Origin of the sequence: Pseudarthrobacter cellobiosi (genome assembly GCF_023913815.1) — a bacterium.
Taxonomy (GTDB): domain Bacteria; phylum Actinomycetota; class Actinomycetes; order Actinomycetales; family Micrococcaceae; genus Arthrobacter; species Arthrobacter cellobiosi.
Genome location: NZ_JAMXBK010000027.1, coordinates 51,841 through 69,040, shown reverse-complemented (window position 1 = coordinate 69,040; position 17,200 = coordinate 51,841). Strand labels below are relative to the sequence as shown.

Sequence of the window (17,200 nt, the reverse complement as noted above, 5' to 3'; positions counted from 1 at the left end):
CGTAGCTGGGCCGGTGTCGCTTCCCGCAGGCTCGTACAACCCGCTCGCCTCAGTTGACGACATCCGCCGTGTCCTTCCCATGGGACCGTCACCACGGTCATCCCCGGTGCCGTTCCGCGGCGCAGGCTAGGGCAAACGCTGCGGCGGGAGCGATGTACGACGTCGGCACCGGGGCTTGACACCGGCGCCCGGGACATCTACGACCGTTAGTTCCGCGAAGCGATTCATCCGCGCTAGTAAGGAAGGGAGCGACGCCGTCACCAACCGCCGCGCGTAGGGCCAGGAGTTCGCATCCATGGGTGTTTCAATGATGTTCTTACGCCCCACCTGATGGGACTGTCCTGCGGTCCGGAAGCATCGCAGTCAGGGTGTTAAATCGACTCACGCAGCTTAGGGAACTACGCATTCTTGAATACGAAACCGGCCAGTGGCCATACAGGGTTCGGTTCCTCAGCAGGGCCGGGTGCACCGCCGGAAGACGGCTGAATCTGCCAGATCGGACCAGTGCGCTGCTTGGCCACTGCTTAGCGCATGATCATGTCGCCCCCGAACTCAGACCCAGCCCGGCACGTCCGGTGGGGGCAAAGGTGTCAGGAAATTGCGTCACGCTGTAAAAGCGATTTCTCTCGGCCCTGCTGTACTTACTCACGCGGACGGTGTGCAATGACCGAGAAGATTCCAGGACTTGGAGGCTGCCGCTTTCGGGGCGTACTCCAAAAAGCTCAATGTGAGCCAGCCTCGGCAATGTCGCCAATGGGGCAAGTGAGCGAACGATCGTCTTATGCCCGATGAGTGATCTTCTAGATCGCGATGACCGGGCTGTATCCAATTTCTACACCTACGCCCACGCTGCAGTTCTTCACGAAATAACTTGGACGTAGCGGCGCCGCGTCGATGCTCTGCGCCATAGGCTGTCACCCAATGAGACGGTGCAAGCCCTTGCTCTGACTGAAGCCTGCGAATTCGAAATTCTGGAAGAGATGATCCAACCGCTGGAGTGCTGAACCGCATCGCGAAGCCACGGTATCTGCGGCTACCTCAGCGGTGATTGGCGGCGTCTCCAATCGCGGAACCCTCTACAGGACACGCCGAGAGTTGATCTCAGATGGCCGCACGGTGTTTGTCGTCTCGGCTGGGGGACGCTTTCCCAAGTCGGAAAATAACGATCGCCCCGATAACCGAGAGAACCGCAATTTGAAGCGGCGAAATTGTCGTGTGGACACCGAATGAGATGGCGCGTCCCTGACCAGCTGAGGAGGCGGTTCGGCGGGACGTCAGGTTTCCTTGTTCCGATGGGAGAACTCGCGGTGGAGTTTGTTCCTGGCGCCGTGTTCGACAAGGGTTGGGATGTAGGTCCGGATCCGGCCGGCATCCAGTGTTTCGTATTCCTCTGTGACGACCCGGACGACCAGCGGCCGGGGCGCGTCGGGATAGCGTGCGGCGAGCAGGTCGGTGACTTTGGCGATGGTGTCGTGCTTCTCCGTATCTTCCATCCAACTAGTTTGATGCCGAAGACTTGTGGCGTCTATCACATTTGGTGGGATGCTGGGAAGCGCTGGCGCCCCGGTCTGCGGGGGCTGGATGTTCTTCAGCGCAATTGTGAGGGCCTTGGCAAGATCCAACTAGAGACCAGCACGACGTGCGCTCTTCCGGTTTCCGTTGGGGTGTCAGGATCCCGGGCGCCCGGGCCATTCCTTGCCTGCCCATGGGTCGTAGTCGGCGATGAGCTCCTCCTGTGGCGGACGCTCCGGTTCAGGGACGTGCTGCAGGTTCACCCGCACCCGGTACCAGAGCGAGCTTGATCCGCGCATTCCGTCGACGAGCACATCGGCGGGGTGCAGGGCCGGGACGAGACCCGCGTGCCGGGCCTTCCACACATCGAGCGCCGCGAGCGACTCCGGCTTGGTCTTGGTGCGGGCCACCTCGATGAGAGGCATCAGCGACTGCCGGCGGCCGGAGCCGTCGCCGCCGCGCGGCGGCTTCTCGGCGGGGCCGAGCTCGGCCGCCAGTGCCAGGAGTCCGTCGAGGGTGCCCACCGCGTCATCGATGCCTGCGTGGGGGTCACCCACGTCGGCGAAGCGCTCGGGCACCGAGCGCACCGTGAATTGTTCCGGCCGGGTGGAGCGGACCTCGTCCCATGTGAGCGGAGTTGAGACCCGGGCGTCGGGCACGGGTCTGATCGAGTACGCCGATGCCACGGTGCGGTCCTTGGCGTTCTGGTTGAAGTCGACGAACACACTCTCACCGCGCTCCTCCTTCCACCACCGCGCGGTGGCGAGGCCCGGAGCGCGGTTTTCGACCTCGCGGGCGAGGCTCTCCGCTGCGAGCCGCACGTCGCGGTACGACCGCTGCGGCGCGATTCGCACCAGGATGTGAAGTCCGCGCGACCCGCTCGTCTTCGGCCACCCCACCAGCCCCACGTCGTCGAGCACCTCCTGCGCGACGTAGGCGACGTCGACGATCTGGGACCAGCCAACGCCCGGCATCGGATCGAGGTCGACCCGGAGCTCGTCCGGGTGCTCGAGGTCCTCGGCCCGCACGGGATGCGGGTTGAGGTCCAGGCAACCAAGATTCACCACCCACGCCAAGCCCGCAGCATCCCGGATGACGGCCTCCTCGGCTGATGTCCCCGACGCGTAGCGCAGCGTTGTTGTGTCGATGAAGTCGGGGTGGTTTTCGGGCACGCGCTTCTGAAAGAACGGTTCAGCGTCGATGCCCTTCGGGAAGCGCTTGAGCACCATTGGCCGGCCGCCGGCGCCGCGCAGCGCTCCATCCGCGACGGCGAGGTAGTAGCGAACCAGATCGAGCTTCGTCAGCCCGGGCTCGGGGAACACCACCTTGTCCGGACTCGAAATCCGCACCTCAGTGCCGGCAACGTTGAGGATCTCGGCCGGGGTCTTCGACGGGCTCATGCCGCCACGCTAGCAACGATCGGATGTCCCAGCCAGACCTGCTGAGGGGAACGGCTGCATCACGAGGAATGGCCGGAGGAGGAGCCTCGTCCTTGGTGAGCGAAGTTCAGAGCAGCAGGACCACGCCGACCGCCACCAGCCAGAGCGACCACACAACGTAGGTCACCGGCGTCAGCGTCGCGGCCAGCTTCCAGCCATGCGGTTCGAACGATCCCACGAATTCCAGCGAGCACAGTGCCAGCACTGCGCCGGCGACGATCCCCACAATCCCGAGCCAGGCCGGAACGGCGGTGCTCTGGATCATGGCCACGCCGGCCAGCACGCTCCACGCGCCGCTGAACAGGTAGCCCAGATGTTCGCCCACAGCCACGCCCAGATAGCGGTTGAAGGACTGGAAGACGACGTCCACCGCTTCCTTGCGGGCTGCGGAGGCATCAGGAGCGGTGGCCGATCGGGCAAGATAGGGCACCAGGAACGGCCAGCGGATGAGTCCGAGGAACTGTACGACGGCGGCCAGCACGCCCGCCGCCGGCCCCAGCGCCAGCAGGGTTGAATCCGCTCCGGACAGCGCGCCAGTCAGCAGGACTGCCGCCGGCGCCAGCAGCACCGCCGTCATCGCCAACGACCACCACAGCAGCACAAGGCCTGACCCGCCGTCGCGGAAACGCTGAGTGGGCGCTGCGGATCCTGGAGCGCGGCGGGATCAGCGGCGACGCGGCAGTGGCAACGTTCAGCGGCATCATCGGCCTTAACTACGGCTGGGCGTCGTTTGTGGTGGCCCGGACCGGCGGCGCGGGGGAGGCGCTGGCCGAGGACCTCGTGGACCCGGGCGTGGCGCAGGCCTTCCCGCTCACCGACTCACTGGCGGGGCCGATGAGCCGCTACGGCAGCGTGGAGCACTATGAACTGATGCTTGGCCAGCTGCTCGCCGGGATCTCCTTCACCGCATAACGGCGGCGACCGCGCTGATCTCGACCAGTGCGCCGGGCACGCCCAACGCCGCGACACGCGCTCCGGTCACGAGGGCCGGTTCATCGGAGGCGAGTTCCGATGCTATCGCCCCGTAGGCCGCCGCGAGGTCCACTCCATCGACGAAGAGCACTGTCCACCGCACAACGTCGCCGAGGGTAGCGCCGGCTGCGGCGAGCGCGGTCCTCGCGTTCTCGAGGGCGCGGGCAGACTGCACGGCCACGTCGCCCTCGCCGACGAGCGAGCCGTTGACGTCGACGGCGTTCTGGCCGCCGACGTAGATGGTGGTCGCGCCGGGCGGCACGATGGCGACGTGGCTGAAGGCCGGGCTCGAGATGAGCCCCTGGGGGCGGATGCGCTGGATGGGTGCCATGCCTGTATGGTCTCACCGACCGTCGGCAGGGGGGAGGTCTGTCCGATTCATGGAGGCCCTGATCATCAGGCGCTACTGCGGGCGACAGTCGAAACATGGCGAAGCAGGACGTGGCCCCTACTGCGGCAGGCCGGTCGCTTCACCGTGAACATCCTGCCTGCCGGGCACCAGCACCTTGCCGCGCAGTTTGCCCGTTCCGGTGCCGAGAAGTTTGCTGGCGTGGAGTATTCCGCGTCGCCGCTGGGGAACCCGGTGCTGGACCAGGCCCTCGCCTGGGTGGACTGCGAGCTGCATGAGGAATACGACGGCGGCGACCACACCATTGTGGTGGGGGCGGTGCGCGCCCTCGGTGCCCGGGACGGCGCAGAGCCCCTTCTGTTCTTTAAGGGCGCGTACTTCGAAGGTGTTCCGTTCCGGTCCGGAGCGCGGGAGAGCGTCGCATGACGGCGGGCAGATAGAGCTCCCGAAGGCGGGGCCGGCGCCCGCTTCAGCGCGGGGCTGACACCTGGCCGGGTGCGGATATTCACCACGAAGCCGACCATGGCCACCTCGCACAAGAAGCCGGCCGCGCGCCGCCGCTCACTGCACCAGCACTACCGGTAACAGCACATAGACCGAGAGTACGACGGCGGAGATCCCCCGCCGTCGTACTCTGCTGTCAGGCGCCGATGCAGCCCGGCCGCAACCTCCGGAACAGTAGCATCGGGCCAGGACGAAGACGTCCACATAGGCAGCAAGGAGTATTGAATGACGAGAATGCTGATTATGGGTCCGCCCGGCTCGGGCAAGGGGACACAGGCGGAACGGATTTCGGAGCGCCTTGGCATTGTGGCGATCTCCACCGGCGATATCTTCCGCGCCAACGTAAAAGGCGGGACGCCGCTGGGTGTAGAGGCCCGGAAGTATATGGATAACGGAGACTTCGTGCCGGACAGCGTCACGAATGAGATGGTGCGGAACCGGATCCGCCAGGACGATGCCAAAGAGGGATTTCTGCTGGACGGCTACCCTCGCACGGTGGCGCAGGTGGGCTACCTCGACGGAATCCTCGCTGCGGGCGAACAGAAACTCGACGTGGTCCTGCAGTTGACCGCGGACGACGAGGAACTCGTCTCGCGCCTCCTGGGCCGGGCCAGGGAAACGGGCCGGAGCGACGACAACGAGAGCGTCATCCGTCACCGGCTGGACCTGTACCACCAGCAAACGGAGGCCGTGGTGGCCAAGTATGCCGGCCGCGGGATCCTCACCGAGTTGGACGGGATGGGCGGGATTGAGTACGTCACGGAAAGTGTCCTGGGCAGCATAGGCGACCTGCTGAGCGCGCCCGTCCGCGGACGGTAAGGGCGCAACGGCGGGCGAACGACGGTGGTCCCTCCCGCCGTCGTTCTCCCGTGCGCAACTCCAGATCGTACTTTCCGGACCGTTTGGACCTGAGTCCCCTTGAACGTCTGATCGCTGCAGGGCTAGCATTGCCCGCACTGGCGCCGATGCCACACCTGTACAACTCGGTGCCGACGTCGATCCATTGAGGAGTCGGCCATGGGCGAGGCAACTGCAGAGGCGACATCAGCGGACCTGATGGTCGACCTGATCATTTCCCTGGACGGGTATGCATCGGCCGAGGGATGGTCAGGCTGGTGGGGCCTGGAGGGGCCGGAATACCTGGCGTGGCTCGGGCAGGAGGGGGAGAAGGACTACACCTTCCTACTCGGGGCGAATACATACCGGCTGATGTCCGGCATGTCAGAAGAGGCCGCGGCCGACGGCTCGGGATTCTCCGAGAATGAGGGGGCCAGCCTGACCGGCCTCGCCGCCGTGCCTAAGGTCGTTTTCTCCTCCACCCTGCAAGCGCCCCTGACCTGGCCGAACTCGGAGCTGGTCACCGGGGACGCGGTCTTGGCCGTGAGGGAGATGAAACAGACCAGGACCGGGACCTTGAGCACCTTGGGTAGCCTCAGCCTCGCCCGGTCGCTGCTGACCGCCGGCGTTGTGGACAGGTTCCGGCTGGTTGTCTTCCCGGTGATCACGGGCAGCACCGGTAGAGAGTGGATCTACGAAGGCTATCCGGACATCTCGCTCGAGATGGCGAACAGCAGGACCTTCGACGGTCGGCTCCAGTTGCTCGAATACATCCCCACGGTGCTCAGCGGTCCGCCCGGAACTGGCCCGGCCTGAGGACGACGGCGGCACACGAGTGCAGGGGTCGTCCCTGCCCTTTGCGAACCGCGCGTCAGCGTAGGTGGCCGGCGTGTGGGGTGGTTTACACCGGCCCCTCGGAATCTGCCACGCGGGCTGTGAGGGTGGCAACGAGGAGAGCAGAATGGATACATGGCCGATGCCGCGGTGTCCGAATGCCTTGCCGAAGGTGACCGACTCTTAGCTTCTACCGACTGGGCAGCGGCGGCGGACGCGTTTGACTTCGTGCTGGCGATCCAGGACCACCCAGCGGCCCACGATGGCCTTGCCACCGCCAGGTGGTGGCTTCGGGACGTGGACCAGGCGATTGCGGAGCGTACAGCGGCCTACGCAGGCTTTCGCCGGCTCGGGCAGGATGCAAGGGCGTTCCGCTCTGCACTATGGTTGGCGCGTGAATATGCGGAGGCGTTGGGGAACGATCCGGTCAGCCGTGGTTGGCTTGCCCGGGCAGAGGGCCTCGCATCCGGCCTCCCCGACGGGGTTGATGGCGGCTGGCTGGCCGTGACGCGCGGGCTGCTGCGCGCTGATCCGGTAACGGCTCGAGACGACGCCCGGACCGCGCTGACAGTTGCGCGCAGCGGCGGTGATCCGGATCTTGAGGCGACGGCCCTGGCGCTCCTGGGCCTGGGGACCATCGCCGCTGGCGACGTACCGGAGGGAATGACGCTGGTCGATGAGGCAATGGTGGTGGTAACTGCCGGCGAACTTCGCGACAAGGTAGTTTTCGGGGACATCTGCTGCATGGTTACACGAGCAAGCGAAGAGGCCTGCGACACCTCGCGCCTGGGCCAGTGGAACAAGATCCTGCTTCGCTTTATGGAAAGTACCGGGCACCCGGCACTACTGGAATTTTGTGGCACATGCTGCGCGGAGATCTTCCTCGCCTCGGGCGACATCGCTGGTGCCGAGGGCTGGCTGAGCAAGACACTCCGCGAGCTGGAACAGGGGGGTCACCGTGCCCGATGCGTGCACCCGGCAGCAAAGCTGGCGGAACTGCGGCTGCTGCAGGGCCGCGTGGAGGAAGCCAGCCGGCTGCTCTCGGGCTTCGAAGACCGCCCCGATGCGCTGCGGGCGTCGGCTGCGGTCCGCCTGGCGGCTGGTGACACAGCTGTGGCCGCGGCGCTGCTGCACCGGCGGATCCATCAGGTCGGAGAGGGGCTGCTCATCGTTCCGCTGCTCGCACTGCTTGCCGAGGTCGAGCTGGAACAAGGCGTCCCGGGCCAGGCCCTGGCAACGGCAGGGCGCCTGGACGACGTCGCCGCCGCCACACGCTGGCCTCGGGCAATTGCATCGTCGCATCTTACGGGTGGTCGCGTCGCGGCCGCCGTCGGCAATGCCGCATCCGCGCAGGCGCGGCTCGACGCAGCGATCACGATTTTCGGCGAGCTGAACATGCCGCTGGAGGCCGCCAAGGCGCGACTCGCACTGGCTGAAGCCTTGCGTGATTCGGATCGTGAGGTGGCCGTGCACGAGGCCGGTGTGGCCTTGGCGGCGTTCGACGAAGCGGGCGCCAGCGGCCTGGCCGACAAAGCCGCTGCGCTCCTCCGCGCCCTGGGCGGCCCCGCCCGCACGGGGCCAAAGGCACTCGGCCTGCTGTCGCGGCGGGAACGCGAAGTACTGGCGCTGCTTGCCGAGGCCATGACGAACGCCGAAATCGCGGACCGCCTTTTCATCAGCGCCAAGACGGCCGAGCACCATGTGAGCAGCATCCTGGCCAAGCTGCAGCTGCGCAGCCGTGGCGAAGCCGCGGCATTGGCCCTGCGCAGCTCCCTCATGGGATAGGACCACAATGGGGGATTCCCCCCATCCTTTCCTATCGACCGCAACGCATGCTTGGAGTGTCCGCAAGACATGCCAGGAGGTGCGGAATGAGGCAGCAACGAACAGCAGCCAACGTCCTGAGGCGCGAGGTTAACGTGACGGTCCGCGAACACAGCACCGCCCCGGCGCGTGCGGTTTTCGACGTCCTCGCTGACTTGCCCGGCCATCCCGGCTGGGGTGGCGCTGAGGCGACAACTCTGTTGTCCATGGAAGCCCCGCCAGGGCAGGCCGCGGCTGGGACTGAGTTCACCTCCACGGCCGAGGACGCCATATGCCGGATGCGGGACTCCTCAGTGATCACAGAAGCCGTTCGACCCTCAAGGTTCGAGCGGGTCACGGAGTCCGCACTGGAGTCCAAGAAGAACGGGACACCGGCGGACTGGCTCCTGGTGCACCGCTACGAAATTCGGCCGGACGGAAACCAGAGCGACGTCACCTACACCTGCCGGCTGGTCCGCGCGACCGCGCTGCCCGGACTGTTGGCAATGTTTGGCATTCCCGTCCTGCGGTCACTTGCCGCGCGTGAGTGGGCGCGGGCAAGCAGGGCAGGTCTGCGGCGGCTCATCGCTGCGGCGGAAACCACGGCGCGGGCGTGACCCGCGCGACGGACAAGGAAGGAACAGGACGATGGCAAAGCTATCGAAAGATGACGAGACCGCTCGCGTGGAGCGCATGACCGGCTATGAGGGCCGATACCGGGAGGCCGACGGCTATACAATCGCTTTCGAAAAGTTCGAAGACGGAGGCGACTTCACCCCGTTCTATCAGGGCTTGCCGGATGACCTGTGCCAAAGCCACCATTGGGGATACGTCGTACGGGGCCGGCTTATCATGCACACGCCCGCAGGAGACGAGATCGTGGAGGCCGGCGAGGCTTACTACACGGCCCCCGGCCACACCGATGAGCTTGATCCCGGGACGGAGCTGGTGGAATTCAGCCCGACCGACGAACTCGCCCGCACCCTCGCGGTAGTTGCGCAGAACCTGCAGTCCGACGCAAGCTGAGTCCCGCAACGGGCGGCACTCCTGATGGCGGCGAACGCAGGCCGCGCCGCAGGAGTGCCGGTTATGTTCAGTAGCTGGCGGGGGTTTGGGCGGGCTCAACCCCCGGAGATGGGACATATGCGGCGGCGAGTGCCTCGGAGCCGCGGGCCAGTACGGCGACGTCGGCGCCGACGAGCACGAATGATGCTCCGGCGTCCATGTAGGCGCGGGCTGTGGTTTCGTCGAAGGCGTTCACGCCGGCGGGTTTCCCGGCTGCTTTTGCGGCGGCGAGGCAGTGTTCGACGGCGGCGCGTACCTTGGGGTGTTCCTGCTGTCCCAGCACGCCCATGGAGGCGGCAAGGTCTGAGGGGCCCAGGAAGATGGCGTCCACGCCGTCCACCTTCAGGATGTCGTCCACGGCCTCAACGGCCGCCGTCGATTCGATCTGCACAGTCACGCTGACGGTGTCCGACGCCCGGGCCAGATAGTCCGGGACACGGTTCCAGCGGGAGGCGCGGGCCAGGGCGGACCCCACGCCGCGGACGCCGTGCGGCGGGTAGCGGGTGGCCGCCACCGCAGCTTCCGCTTCCAGCACCGAGTTCACCATGGGAACCAGTAGGTTCTGCACTCCCAGGTCCAGGTACTGCTTAGTCAGCACGGTGTCGTTGACCGGCGGCCGGACCAGGACCTGGACCGGGTAGCCGTTGACCGCCTGGAGTTGGGCCAGGATGGATTCGAGACCGTTGGGGCTGTGTTCGGCGTCGATGAGGATCCAGTCTAGGCCGGATCCGGCGCAGAGTTCGGCGATCAGCGGGCTGCCGGAGCAGACCCACATTCCGGCCAGGGGGCGGTCAGCCGCGGCGAGGGCGTCGCGGAACGTGTTCGCGTAGTCAGGATTTCCGGGTTCTACTCGAAGCGGCATGTGATGGCCCCCAATGGTCCGTAGTCGGCGTGGACGGTGTCCCCTTTGTACACCCACAGCGGGCGGGTGAAGGAGCCAGCGAGGATGATGTCCCCGGCCTTCATCCCGTCGCCGTGGGCGGCGATCTTGTTGGCGAGCCAATGCACGCCGTTGGCTGGGTGGTCCAGGACGCCGGCGGCCACACCGGTTTCCTCCACGGTCTGGTTCCTGTAGAGGATTGCCGAGACCCAGCGGAGGTCCACGGCGTCGGGCTTCACCGGGTTGCCGCCGATCACCATGGCGCCCATCGCGGCATTGTCTGCGATGGTGTCCACGATGGTCCGGCCCTCCATCTCGATCCGGGAGTCCAGGATTTCCAGGGCCGGCACCACGTAGTCCGTGGCGTCCAGGACGTCGAAGATGGTGCAGCCGGGTCCGGCCAGGTCCTTCTTCAGCACAAACGCCAGCTCAACCTCCACCCGCGGATGGGTGTACTGGTCCCACTCCACCGAGCAGCCGGTTCCGAGCACCATGTCATCGAAGATGGCGCCGTAGTCCGGCTCGGTGATGCCGGTGGCGGCCTGCATGGCCTTGGAGGTGAGGCCGATCTTGCGGCCCACCAGCGTGCGGCCGGCGTCCTCGTTGCGGCGCCGCCACAGCTGCTGCACGGCATAGGAGTCCTCCACCGTCATCTCCGGGTAGCGGGCCGTGAGACGGGGGACCGGGGTGCGGGTCCGGGCGGCCGCCAGGAGTTCGTCGGCGATGGCCTCAATCGTCTTCGCGTCCAGCATGGCTACAGCTGCGCCCCGAGCTTGAAGCCCGTCCGGTCCCCATCGGGAGCCCCGTCTTTGCGGGTGTAGGAAAAGCCGTCGGCGCCCACGGTGACCGCCATTTCGCTCTTTTCCTCACGCACGACGACGGGCTGCGGCTTACCGTCGAGGTCCAGGACCAGGGAGGCCTCGGTGTACCAGGACGGGACCACGGGGTTGCCCCACCAGTCGCGGCGCTGGTTGTCGTGGACGTCCCAGGTGACGACGGGGTTGTCGGGGTCGCCGGTGTAGTAGTCCTGGGTGTAGATCTCGATCCGGTGGCCGTCGGGGTCGAGGATGTAGAGGTAGAACGCGTTGGAGACGCCGTGCCGGCCGGGGCCGCGTTCGATCCGGTCGCTGATGCGTAGGGCGCCCATCTTGTCGCAGATCTGGATGATGTTGTGCTTTTCGTGTGTGGCGAATGCGATGTGGTGCATGCGCGGGCCGTTGCCTCCGGTCAGGGCGGTGTCGTGCACGGTCTGCTTGCGGTGCATCCAGACGGCGTAGGTGACGCCGTCGGAGTCCTGGATGTCCTCCGAGACGCGGAAGCCGAGGTCCTCCAGGTACTTGCGGCCGCGGGGCACGTCGGGGGTGACCTGGTTGAAATGGTCCAGGCGGACCAGTTCGCCGGCGGAGTAGAGGTCGTAGCGCTGGGTGAGGCGCTCCACGTGCTCCACATCGTAGAAGAACTCGTAAGGGAAGCCCAGCGGGTCCTCCACGCGGACGGAATCACCTACGCCCTTGGTGAAGCCCTTCTTGCGGCGTTCGGTGCGGCAGCCCAGTTCCCTGTAATAGGCCTCTGCGGCGTCCACTTCAGCGGGGGACTTCACCCGATAGGCAAAGGCGGCGACGGCGGCGACGGGTCCCTTGCGGAGCACCAGGTTGTGGTGGATGAACTCCTCCAGGGACCGCAGGTAGATGGTGTTTTCATCTTCCTCGGTCACGTGCAGTCCCAGGACGTCCACGTAGAACGCGCGGGACCTGGGGATGTCGGTGACCACGATCTCCATGTAGGCGCAGCGGACGATGTCCGGAGCCGGGACGGAGGGGGTAGGGACGAAGTCTGTCATCGGGTTCTCTCTTCTTTGAAAGGGGTCTGTTGTTGATTGACGACGGCGGCCGGCCGCTTGAGCAGCAGCGCCGCCTAGGCGCCGAATTTCGGAGTATGAACCGTGCCGAGGGTGATGTGCACGGCCTGCTGGTCGGTGTAGAAGTCGATGGAGCGGTAGCCGCCTTCGTGGCCCAGGCCGGAGGCTTTCACTCCGCCGAACGGGGTGCGGAGGTCGCGGACATTGTGGCTGTTTAGCCAGACCATGCCGGCCTCGACGTTCTGGGAGAAGTTGTGGGCGCGGGCCAGGTTCTGCGTCCAGATGTAGGCAGCGAGCCCGTAGCGGGTGTTGTTCGCCAAGGCGAGGGCTTCGTCGTCGTTTTCGAACGGGGTGATGGCGACGACGGGACCGAAGATCTCCTCCTGGAAGATCCGGGCGTCAGGGGCGACGTCGGCGAACACGGTGGGTGCGATGTAGTTGCCCTCCGGGAGGTGCTCCGGGCGGCCGCCGCCGGCCAGCAGCCGACCCTCGGACTTGCCGATCTCCACGTAGGCGGCCACCTTCGCGTAGTGCTCCGGGTGGACCAGGGCACCCACTTCGGTCTTGGGATCGTGCGGGTCCCCGACCACGATCTTTTTCGCCCGGGCGGCGTACTTTTCGCAGAACTCGTCGTAGATGGCGCGTTCAACGAGGATCCGGGAGCCAGCGGTGCAGCGTTCGCCGTTGAGGGAGAAGACCCCGAACAGGGCGGAATCGATCGCGGCGTCGAGGTCGGCGTCGGCGAACACCACGCACGGCGACTTCCCGCCGAGTTCCATGGACAGGCCCTTGAGGTTGGTGGCGGCGTTGCGGAAGATGGTCTGGCCCGTGGTGGTCTCGCCCGTGAACGAGATCAGCGGGACATCCGGGTGCTTGACCAGGGCGTCGCCGGCTTCCTCACCGAGGCCGTTGACCAGGTTGAAGACACCGTCCGGCAGGCCAGCATCCTTGAAGATCTGCGCCCACAGTGACGCGGACAGGGGCGTGAACTCGGCTGGCTTCAGGACCACAGTATTGCCGGTGGCCAGGGCCGGGGCGAGCTTCCATGACTCCAGCATGAAGGGGGTATTCCACGGGGTGATGAGGCCGGCGACGCCGATCGGCTTGCGGTTCACGTAGTTGATCTGCGAACCGGGGACCTTCATGGCGTCGTCGAACTGGGCCACGATCAGGTCCGCGAAGAACCGGAAGTTCTCGGCCGCGCGAAGTGCCTGGCCCTTGGCCTGGGTGATGGGCAGGCCGGTATCGAAGGTTTCCAGTTCGGCGAGCCGGTCTTCCTGGGCCTCGACGGCGTCGGCAATCCTGTTGAGGATGCGGGCACGTTCGCGTGGCTTCATCCTTGGCCACGGGCCGCTGATGAAGGCCTCGCGGGCGGCGGCGACGGCGAGATCAATGTCTTCCGTCTGGCCAGCCGCAGCGGTGGCGTAATTCTGGTTGGAGACAGGATCCAGGACATCAAAGGTCTTGCCGCCCACGGAGTCAACGAACTGACCGTTGATGTAGTGCTGGATGTGGGTGGGGAGGTCCTGCGGCACGTAATGCTTCGTGGTCTGTTCGGCGGTGAACGTCATTGCTGGTTCCTTACTGCGGGTGGGGCCGGTATCGGGTCAGATGTTCTTGGCCTGGGCGAGGTAGGCATCCAGGGTGGCGGAGCGGTGCTGGCGGGCGGACTTCTCAATCTCTTCCGCGCCGGCGCTGGCCTCGATGAGGCGCAGCAGCGCTTCGTGCTCGTCCACCGATTCGTGGGCACGGCCGGGAACGAACCGGAACGTCGAAGACCGCAGCGAGGCGAGCCGGTTCCAGCCCCGGTGGACCAGGTCCAGGATGTGTGGGTTGGGGCAGTGTTCAAAGAGGATGCTGTGGAAGTCCTGGTTCAGCTGGGTGAAGCGGACGGGGTCGAAGTGCTGGAGGCATTCCCGCATGTCCTCGTTCACGGCCCGGGCGCGGGCGATCGCCACGGAGTCGATCAGCGGCGCGGACAATGCCGTGGCCGCGCCTTCGACGATGCTCAGGGTCTGCATCGTGTAGAGGTACTCGGTGGGGTCAATCCCGGAGACTGTTGCGCCGACGTTCCGCTCGAACGTCACCAGCCCTTCGGCCTCGAGGCGGCGGATCGCTTCCCGGACCGGTACCACGCTGACGCCCAGATCCTTGGCGATGGCGGCCAGGACCAGCCGGTAGCCGGGGGAGTAGGTCCCGTCCACGATCCTGGCCTTGACTGCCGCGTAGGCCTGTTCGGACTTGCTGGCCGCTGGCCCGATTCCGGCCTGGCGACTTGCGGCGGTGGCCGTGTCAGTCATGTGCTGTGCCGGCTTCCCATTCCTCGTACTTGGCGCGCCACTGGGCGTTCAGCGGGTAGAGGCCGTCCACGCTGTGGCCTTGCGCCACCATTTCCGCGATGAACGTTTCCTCACGCTCCTGGACGATGGAGTCTTCCGCGAGGTCTTCCGCGAGTGCCGGCGGGATCACCAGGATGCCGTCCGAGTCCGCCACGATGATGTCCCCTGGCTGCACGGTGGTGCCGCCGCACGCGATGGTGATGTCCGTGTCCCACGGGATGTGCCGGCGCCCCAGCACGGCGGGGTGCGGATTGGAGTAGTAAGTAGGCATATCCATCGCGGCCACCGCGGAGAAGTCCCGGACGCCGCCGTCGGTGATGATCGCCGCAGCACCCCGGACCTGGGCGCGCAGGGCCAGGATGTCGCCGATGGTGCCGGTGCCCTTCTCCCCGCGGGCTTCCATGACCAGGATTTCACCCTCGTTGACGGAGTCGATGGCCTTCTTCTGCGCGTTGAACCCGCCGCCATGGGACTTGAACAGGTCCTCACGGTTGGGCACATACCGCAGCGTCCGGGCCAGGCCGACGATCCGCTTTTCCGGGCGGGTGGAGGTCAGGCCGTCGATGCTGACGTTGTTCAGTCCGCGCTTGCGCAGCTGGGAGGAGAGCGTGGCGGTGCAGACGCTTTCCAGCTTCGCTTTCAGCTCCGCAGTCAGGACCTGCCCGACGGCGGCGCCCGCCACCGGGCCACCCTCCAAGGGCGCCAAACCCGCCGCTGCCCGCGAACCGTACGCCTCCTCCCGCTGCACGTCATCAGCCTTGGGCTGCGCACCAAAGTCAGCGAACGCCGTCGCACCTTCCACCACCCGGGTGACCAGACGCCCCGTGGACAGACTGGCGGATCCGCTCGCTTCAACGGTGCTGACTTCAACGGTGCTGACTTCAACGGTGCTGACTTCCACGGTGCTGACTTCCACGGTGCTGACTTCCACCTCGACGACGTCGCCGGGCTTGGCCACGGAGGCGCCGGCCGGGGTGCCGGTCAGGATGATGTCGCCCGCCTCGAGGGTGAGCAGCTGGGACAGGTCTGCAATCAGGCGGGCGAACGGGAAAAGCAGATCCGCGGTGGTGTCGTCCTGGACGAGGTCGCTGTTGTGCCAGGTGCGGATGCGCAGTTTGGCGGGGTCCACGGCGTCTGCGCGGATCAAACCGGGGCCGATCGGGGTGAAGCCGTCGCCGCCCTTGGACCGGAGGTTGGAGCCCTTGTCCGCGTAGCGGAGATCGTAGACGCCGAGGTCGTTGCCGGCGGTCACCCATTCGACGTGGCTCCAAGCATCCTCGATCCCGACGCGGCGGGCGGGCTTGCCGATGATCAGGGCGATTTCGCCCTCAAAGCCGAGGAGTTCGCAGCCGGCCGGCCGCTCCACGACGGAAGGGGCTTCGGCCGAGCCGAACGCCAGGGAGGACGACGGCTTCAGGAAGTAGGATGGCTGCTCCGGCGTGCGGCCACGCTGGGCTGCGCGGCTGGGGTAGTTGATGTGCACCGCGATGACCTTGCGGGCCGCGGCCAGGGTGTGGTCGGTGACCTGATCCAAGTGCTGCTCCTCATCGAGTACGAAATCGTATACGAAGAAATATTGCAGATATCCCTCGCGGCGTCAATGGGCATGTTCGTTGCACAGGCTGTGCCGGAGCGCACTCCCGGCAGTGCTGACGGCGCCGCTTTCGGCATCGGCAAGGAACTGGGCAGCGGTGTCTTCGACTATCTGCACGCGGTGGTCACGGATGTCCTGCCGGCGGATGTAGCGGGCGCTGCGGGCGACGGCGCCGCCCGGCTTCCCGGGGAATGGGCGCTTCAGGTGCCCGATGACTACCGCGACGTCCCCCGCTACGCCGTCCCCGCGGCGATCACAGATGCCGGGATCAACCCGGCAGCCGTCGTCGGAATTGCCACGGACTTCACGGCCTGCACCATGGTGCCGGTCAAGGCTGACGGCACGCCGGTCAACGAACTTTTCGGCTTTGCCAACCGCCCGCACGCCTATGTGAAGCTGTGGCGCCACCACGCTGCTCAGCCGCAGGCGGACCGGATCAACGAGCTGGCCGCGGACCGTGGCGAAGCCTGGCTGCCCCGGTACGGCGGACTCATTTCCTCCGAGTGGGAGTTCGCCAAGGGCCTGCAGCTGCTGGAGGAGGACCCGGAAGTGTACGCGGCGATGGACCACTGGGTGGAGGCCGCCGACTGGATCGTCTGGCAGCTCTGCGGCCGGTACGGGCGGAACGCCTGCACCGCCGGCTACAAAGGCATCTACCAGGACAGCCGCTATCCCTCCGAGGACTTCCTCGCCGTCCTGAACCCGCGGTTCAAGGACTTCGTCAGCACCAAACTCGAGCACACCATTGGCCGGCTCGGCGACGCCGCAGGCTACCTGACCGCAGAAGCCGCCGAATGGACCGGCCTGCCGGAGGGCATCGCCGTCGCCGTGGGCAACGTGGACGCGCACGTCACCGCCCCGGCCGCAAAAGCGGTGGAGCCGGGGCAGCTGGTGGCCATCATGGGTACGTCCACCTGCCACGTCATGAACGGTTCAGAGCTTCGTGAAGTGCCGGGCAGGTGCGGCGTAGTGGACGGCGGGATCGTGGACGGCCTGTGGGGCTACGAAGCCCGCCAGCCCGACGGGGGGACCGGCGTGGACCTGGGCATCGTGATGGAAATCCACAAGCAGGAAATGGCCGACGACGCCGTCCTGACCTTCGGCGCCGGCAACCACGCCCTGTGGCTGGCCCGCTACCTGCAGCACAACAGCGCCCCCGGCCCCGCCGGATGGCCCCCTTCCGCCGGCCAGCCCGCCGCCGCCGTCGGATCCTG

The 17,200-nt window shown here is 66.4% G+C and carries 16 protein-coding genes and 5 pseudogenes; 9 read left to right on the top strand and 12 right to left on the bottom strand.

What is annotated here, in order from left to right:
- Nucleotides 1–1,274 precede the first annotated feature (1,274 nt).
- The 3 genes and pseudogenes from NG701_RS15810 to NG701_RS15800 all read right to left on the bottom strand — a co-directional run.
- On the bottom strand, nucleotides 1,275–1,493 hold the full coding sequence (locus NG701_RS15810) for a three-helix bundle dimerization domain-containing protein (protein WP_252568748.1): 219 nt from the start codon (nucleotides 1,491–1,493) through the stop codon (nucleotides 1,275–1,277).
- 174 nt (nucleotides 1,494–1,667) lie between these two features.
- The gene (gene ligD / locus NG701_RS15805; protein ID WP_252568747.1) at nucleotides 1,668–2,912 is read right to left on the bottom strand and encodes a non-homologous end-joining DNA ligase; all 1,245 of its coding nucleotides are present in this window, start codon (nucleotides 2,910–2,912) and stop codon (nucleotides 1,668–1,670) included.
- 106 nt (nucleotides 2,913–3,018) lie between these two features.
- A pseudogene (locus tag NG701_RS15800) lies at nucleotides 3,019–3,582 on the bottom strand (DUF4386 domain-containing protein); the annotation flags it as partial.
- Nucleotides 3,583–3,632: 50 nt separating this feature from the next.
- Here NG701_RS15800 and NG701_RS15795 point away from each other — a divergent pair.
- Nucleotides 3,633–3,863, top strand: coding sequence for a hypothetical protein (locus NG701_RS15795; protein ID WP_252568745.1), 231 nt, complete (start codon nucleotides 3,633–3,635; stop codon nucleotides 3,861–3,863).
- Here the strand turns inward: NG701_RS15795 and NG701_RS15790 are convergent.
- On the bottom strand, nucleotides 3,853–4,254 hold the full coding sequence (locus NG701_RS15790) for a RidA family protein (RefSeq protein WP_252568744.1): 402 nt from the start codon (nucleotides 4,252–4,254) through the stop codon (nucleotides 3,853–3,855). The genes NG701_RS15795 and NG701_RS15790 overlap by 11 nt on opposite strands.
- 6 nt (nucleotides 4,255–4,260) lie before the next feature.
- On the opposite strand from NG701_RS15790, the gene NG701_RS15785 reads away from it, so the two are divergent.
- From NG701_RS15785 to NG701_RS15760, 6 genes are all read left to right on the top strand, one after another.
- Complete coding sequence (locus NG701_RS15785) at nucleotides 4,261–4,698, top strand: flavin reductase family protein (RefSeq protein WP_374208701.1); 438 nt, start codon at nucleotides 4,261–4,263, stop codon at nucleotides 4,696–4,698.
- A gap of 312 nt (nucleotides 4,699–5,010) precedes the next feature.
- A complete protein-coding gene (locus tag NG701_RS15780; protein WP_252569434.1) occupies nucleotides 5,011–5,595 on the top strand; it encodes an adenylate kinase in 585 nt (194 codons plus the stop codon).
- A 198-nt stretch (nucleotides 5,596–5,793) separates the two neighbouring features.
- Entirely contained in the window at nucleotides 5,794–6,429 is a 636-nt protein-coding gene (locus tag NG701_RS15775) for a dihydrofolate reductase family protein (protein WP_252568743.1), read from the top strand.
- 153 nt (nucleotides 6,430–6,582) lie between these two features.
- Entirely contained in the window at nucleotides 6,583–8,232 is a 1,650-nt protein-coding gene (locus tag NG701_RS15770) for a response regulator transcription factor (RefSeq protein WP_252568742.1), read from the top strand.
- 86 nt (nucleotides 8,233–8,318) lie between these two features.
- Nucleotides 8,319–8,867, top strand: a complete 549-nt coding sequence (locus tag NG701_RS15765) for an SRPBCC family protein (RefSeq protein WP_252568741.1) — start codon at nucleotides 8,319–8,321, stop codon at nucleotides 8,865–8,867.
- A 31-nt stretch (nucleotides 8,868–8,898) separates the two neighbouring features.
- Nucleotides 8,899–9,276: a cupin domain-containing protein gene (locus tag NG701_RS15760; protein WP_252568740.1), complete on the top strand. Its 378-nt coding sequence runs from the start codon at nucleotides 8,899–8,901 to the stop codon at nucleotides 9,274–9,276.
- 67 nt (nucleotides 9,277–9,343) lie between these two features.
- Here NG701_RS15760 and NG701_RS15755 read toward each other — a convergent pair whose 3' ends face one another.
- From NG701_RS15755 to NG701_RS21430, 6 genes and pseudogenes are all read right to left on the bottom strand, one after another.
- Nucleotides 9,344–10,177, bottom strand: a complete 834-nt coding sequence (locus tag NG701_RS15755; RefSeq protein ID WP_252568739.1) for an HpcH/HpaI aldolase family protein — start codon at nucleotides 10,175–10,177, stop codon at nucleotides 9,344–9,346.
- Nucleotides 10,162–10,947 (bottom strand): 2-oxo-hept-4-ene-1,7-dioate hydratase, encoded by a 786-nt coding sequence (gene hpaH, locus NG701_RS15750; RefSeq protein WP_252568738.1) that lies wholly within the window; start codon nucleotides 10,945–10,947, stop codon nucleotides 10,162–10,164. Before hpaH ends, NG701_RS15755 begins: the two co-directional genes overlap by 16 nt.
- A gap of 2 nt (nucleotides 10,948–10,949) precedes the next feature.
- Complete coding sequence (hpaD, locus tag NG701_RS15745) at nucleotides 10,950–12,035, bottom strand: 3,4-dihydroxyphenylacetate 2,3-dioxygenase (RefSeq protein WP_252568737.1); 1,086 nt, start codon at nucleotides 12,033–12,035, stop codon at nucleotides 10,950–10,952.
- A gap of 74 nt (nucleotides 12,036–12,109) precedes the next feature.
- The gene (hpaE, locus tag NG701_RS15740; protein ID WP_252568736.1) at nucleotides 12,110–13,624 is read right to left on the bottom strand and encodes a 5-carboxymethyl-2-hydroxymuconate semialdehyde dehydrogenase; all 1,515 of its coding nucleotides are present in this window, start codon (nucleotides 13,622–13,624) and stop codon (nucleotides 12,110–12,112) included.
- 36 nt (nucleotides 13,625–13,660) lie between these two features.
- Complete coding sequence (locus NG701_RS15735) at nucleotides 13,661–14,353, bottom strand: GntR family transcriptional regulator (protein ID WP_252568735.1); 693 nt, start codon at nucleotides 14,351–14,353, stop codon at nucleotides 13,661–13,663.
- A pseudogene (locus NG701_RS21430) lies at nucleotides 14,346–15,206 on the bottom strand (fumarylacetoacetate hydrolase family protein); the annotation flags it as partial. The pseudogene NG701_RS21430 and the gene NG701_RS15735, both read right to left, overlap by 8 nt.
- On the opposite strand from NG701_RS21430, the pseudogene NG701_RS21425 reads away from it, so the two are divergent.
- Nucleotides 15,135–15,281, top strand: a pseudogene (locus NG701_RS21425) (hypothetical protein); the annotation flags it as partial. The pseudogenes NG701_RS21430 and NG701_RS21425 sit on opposite strands and share 72 nt — an antisense overlap.
- Nucleotides 15,282–15,368: 87 nt before the next feature.
- Here the strand turns inward: NG701_RS21425 and NG701_RS21420 are convergent.
- Nucleotides 15,369–15,875: pseudogene (locus NG701_RS21420) on the bottom strand (fumarylacetoacetate hydrolase family protein); the annotation flags it as partial.
- Nucleotides 15,876–16,064: 189 nt separating this feature from the next.
- Between NG701_RS21420 and NG701_RS15725 the strand changes: the two are divergent.
- Nucleotides 16,065–17,015: pseudogene (locus NG701_RS15725) on the top strand (ribulokinase); the annotation flags it as partial.
- Here the strand turns inward: NG701_RS15725 and NG701_RS21415 are convergent.
- On the bottom strand, nucleotides 16,920–17,132 hold the full coding sequence (locus NG701_RS21415) for a hypothetical protein (protein WP_374208700.1): 213 nt from the start codon (nucleotides 17,130–17,132) through the stop codon (nucleotides 16,920–16,922). The pseudogene NG701_RS15725 and the gene NG701_RS21415 overlap by 96 nt on opposite strands.
- Nucleotides 17,133–17,200 lie beyond the last annotated feature (68 nt).